Origin of the sequence: Gordonibacter pamelaeae 7-10-1-b, assembly GCF_000210055.1 — a bacterium.
In the GTDB taxonomy this organism is placed as follows: Bacteria; Actinomycetota; Coriobacteriia; order Coriobacteriales; family Eggerthellaceae; genus Gordonibacter; species Gordonibacter pamelaeae.
Map to the genome: position 1 here is coordinate 2,011,590 of NC_021021.1, position 3,966 is coordinate 2,015,555.

3 protein-coding genes are annotated in these 3,966 nt (G+C 67.3%); 1 reads left to right on the top strand and 2 read right to left on the bottom strand.

Annotated features, from left to right (window positions below):
• Both modD and GPA_RS09305 read right to left on the bottom strand, forming a co-directional pair.
• Window positions 1–783, bottom strand: a 783-nt coding sequence (modD, locus tag GPA_RS09300; protein ID WP_041239393.1) for a ModD protein, incomplete at its 3' end; no start/stop codon positions are given.
• A 153-nt stretch (window positions 784–936) separates the two neighbouring features.
• A complete protein-coding gene (locus GPA_RS09305) occupies window positions 937–2,238 on the bottom strand; it encodes an amidohydrolase (RefSeq protein ID WP_015539710.1) in 1,302 nt (433 codons plus the stop codon).
• 240 nt (window positions 2,239–2,478) lie between these two features.
• On the opposite strand from GPA_RS09305, the gene GPA_RS09310 reads away from it, so the two are divergent.
• Window positions 2,479–3,336 (top strand): Mrp/NBP35 family ATP-binding protein, encoded by an 858-nt coding sequence (locus tag GPA_RS09310; RefSeq protein WP_015539711.1) that lies wholly within the window; start codon window positions 2,479–2,481, stop codon window positions 3,334–3,336.
• Window positions 3,337–3,966 lie beyond the last annotated feature (630 nt).

Sequence of the window (3,966 nt, forward strand, 5' to 3'; positions counted from 1 at the left end):
GGCCAGGCCGTCCACGCCGGTGGCGGCGTAGGCGGCGGCGTTGCCCGGGTTGATGCCGCCGGCCGCGACAAGCGTGACGTGCGGGTCGATGGCGCGCAGCTCGGCCACGAGGGGCGCCAGCTCCTCGGGCGGGATCTTGTCGAACTGGATGCCGTCCACGCCGGCGGCCGCGAGCACGCGGGCACGTTCGGCGTCGGCCTCCACGAACAGCTTCTTCTCGATGCAGCGCGCCTTCACAGCCGGCAGCTGCTCCACGAACGCGTCGAAGCCGCCGAAGAACGTGAGGTGGTGGTCGAACACGAGCACCGTCTCGGAGAGCCCCAGCCGGTGCGGAAACGCCCCGCCCGCCATGACGGCACCGGTGAGCAGGTCCTTCGCGCCCGGCTGGCTCTTGCGCGTGGTGAGCACCTCGCAGCGCGGGTTCGCGCCATGCGCCGCGTCCACCATGGAGCGCGTCTTCGTGGCCACGGCCGAGCAGTGGTCGAACACGTTCAGGCATACCTTCCACGCCGCATGCAGGCCGGCCGACGTGCCGCGCACGGTCATGAAGGTGCCGCCGGCCGCCACGCGCGTGCCGCTCGGCTCGGCCGATTCCACCTCGCAGCCCAGCTTGCCCATGATGCGCCGCACCACCTCGGTCCCGGCCAGCACGCAGTCCTCCCGCGTGAAGTAGTCCATCTCGCCGGGCTCGTCGCCTATCCCCAGCACCGCGCACGTCAGGTCGACGTAGGGCACGTCCTCGGCGATGAAGCCGTCGATGCGCGCATCGGAAATTCGCAGCATGCTTCCCCTTCCCTCTTCATAATGATAGCCATACCAGAATAAACCAACACGCGCCCCGCGCCTAGCGGTACTTTGCGTACAGGCTGGCGCGGGGCGCGGTTGCGTGCGGCACGCGGCGTCGGGGGGGTGTCGGGCGGGCTTTGGCGGCAGGGGCTACACCTCGGAGATGATGCGCTTCGTGCGGGTCTCCACCTCGGCCTTCGCGCGCTCCACGTCGATACCGGGGTAGGCGCCGTCGCGGTAGACCACCGCGCCGTCGCTCATGGTGAGCACGACGTCGGAGCCATGGCCGGCGTACACCATGTTCACCAGCGGGTTCGTGCGCGGCGCCCAGGAGGGACCCGTCACGTCGAGCACGGCGAGGTCGGCCTTCATGCCCGCGCGCACCAGCCCGCAGTCCTCGCGGCCCTGCGAGAGCGCGCCCATGCGCGTAGCGGCGGCGAGGGCCTGCTTCGGCGTGACCACCGACGGGTCGCCCGTGGAGCCTTTGTACAGCAGCGCCAGCAGGTACAGGTCCTGCATCATGTCGTGGTTGTTGTTCGAGGCCATGCCGTCGGTGCCCAGGCACACGTTCACGCCGGCCTCCAGCATGGCGGGGATGGGCGCGTAGCCGCTGCCCAGCTTCATGTTCGAGGCGGGGTTGGCGGCTGCGAACACGCCCTTCTCCACCATGAGGTCGAAGTCGGCCGGCTCGCACCACGTGCAGTGGGCGGCCGTGGTGGGCACGTCCAGCACGCCGATGCTCGCGAAGTACTGGAGGGGCGTCAGGCCGTCGTGGCGCTGCTTGCACTCCTCGTGCTCGCTCTTCGTCTCCGAGGCGTGCAGGTGCATGCGCAGGCCCTTCTCCTTCACCACGGCGGCGATATCCTTGCACGTCTGCGGGTTCGACGTGTACTCGGCGTGGATGTTGTAGTCGATGAGGATGCGCCCGTCAGCGGCGCCGTGGTACTTCCGCACGTATTCCTCGACCGCCGCGCAGCTGGCGTAGTCTGCGAACGGCTTGGGCTCGAAGTACAGCTCGCTCTCGCAGATATTTGCCTTCAGGCCGCTCTCCACCACGGCGCGCACGCGCTCGTCGGTGGCGTAGTACATGTCGGAGAAGCTCACCACGCCGTAGCGAGCCATCTCGGCGCAGGCCAGAAGCGTGGCCCAGTAGTTGTCCTCGGGCGTCATCTTCGCCTCGAACGGCCACACCATGTCGTTGAGCCAGGCCTGCAGGGGAAGGTTCTCGGCGTAACCGCGCAGAAGCGTCATGGGCGCATGGGCATGGGCGTTGTAGAACGCCGGCACGAGCAGCTTGCCGCGACCGTCGTACACCTCGCCGTATGCCTCGGCCTCGGCGCCGGCGGGCGCCTGCTTGCCCAGGTAGGCGATGTGCCCGTCCCTCACGCCCACCCAACGGTGGGTCTGCAGGTCCAGGTTCTCGTCCAAGATGTCGATGTCTGCGAACAGCATGCGCTCTCCTCGCTCTCGGGGCGCCCCGCAGGGCGCCGCTCTCGTTTCCGGGCGCCCCCGCAGGGCGCCTCCGCCGCCGGGCGCTGCGGGCGCCCTTCCATTCCCGTCCATTATAGGACTACCTCTAGTAATAGCTACTGGCAATCTTTCTTGACGCAACCTTATATATGCTATCATGCCGAAAGAGACGAGACGACGGGCCGCCGAGACCGAGGCGGCCTCTCGAGGAAAGAAGGAGCCATGGCAGAAGAAGAATGCACCCACGAATGCGGCAGCTGCGGCGTTGCCGGCTGCGGCGACCGCGAGGACGCGGGCCCGTCCACGTTCCCGACGAACGCCCGCACGAACATCAAGCACGTCATCGGCGTGGTCTCCGGCAAGGGCGGAGTGGGCAAGTCGCTCGTGACCAGCCTCTTGGCCAGCCAGATGCAGAAAAAGGGCTTCAGCGTGGGCATCCTTGACGCCGACGTGACCGGCCCGTCCATTCCCAAGACGTTCGGTATCACGAACCCGCTCACGGCCGACGCCGACGGCATCGTGCCGGCCCAGACGGCCAGCGGCATCAAGGTGGTGTCGGTGAACTTGATGCTGCCGAAGGACGATATCCCGGTGGCTTGGCGCGGCCCGGTGGTGTCCGGCATCATCAAGCAGTTCTGGGGCGAGGTGAGCTGGGGCGACATCGACTACCTGTTCGTCGACATGCCTCCGGGAACCTCCGACGTGTTCCTGACCGTGTTCCAGTCGCTGCCGGTCGACGGCATCGTGACCGTGTCGGCGCCGCAGGAGCTCGTGGCCATGATCGTGGGCAAGGCCGTGAACCTGGCGCACGACCTGAAGGTGCCCGTGGTGGGCCTCGTGGAGAACATGGCCTACTTCAAGTGCGACGAGTGCGGCAAGAACCACCACATCTTCGGCGAGCCCCAGGGCGAGGCCGTGGCCAAGCGCTACGAGATCCCCTCGTTCGCCACGCTGCCCATCGACCCGTCGTTCGCGCGCCTGTGCGACGAGGGCAAGGTGGAGGAGTACGACGTGGCCGGCGCGCTCGACCCGGTCATCGAGCAGGTTGAGATCTGCGCGAAGGCGAAGGACGCCGAGTAGGCGCGAGCCGAACCGCACAGGTTGGCGCAGTAGCGAGAAGGGCTCTGGTGTCCGAAATTCGCGGGATCAGCACGTTCCGGCGGCCGTCAGGCCGCCGGAACCACAGAGCCTAGGGAACCGCTGATCAATGATGCTCGTACCGATCTGATCGCTTTCGGGAGAGCTGCTAAGGACGCCTTCCCCGCTCGATGCCTGTAGGCTTGCGCCCCCCGTCGTCCTTCGTAGTAGTGCGGTTTCACGAGCGCTACAAGCGTGTCCCCAGGGGATAGCCGTGCCCATCTGGCGCAGGAGCTCCTCACGCTTGGCCGTGCGCTTGCGAGGCCTCCGGGCATCCGCGAGGGTGTTCGGCGTTCCATGGAATGCCTCTCTCCCGATCTGGCGGTATCGCCATTCCGGCCGTCTTCTGCAGCCCGCTTCGCCTCGCTTCGCCTCGCTTCGCCCGCGCCGCGCCGACGTGCGGCGCGGGCTTCAAGCACGGTAGTCAGCGGTTCCCCAGGTTCGGGCAAGGCCCTGCTGGCGGGCATGCGGCCCTGCAAGATGGGGTAGGAGGTCGAGCTACGGTAATGGATTCGGAAATTTTTCCCGATATATTACCGAACCTCGGGATTTCGCGTCCGAAGCCTCCCGTTT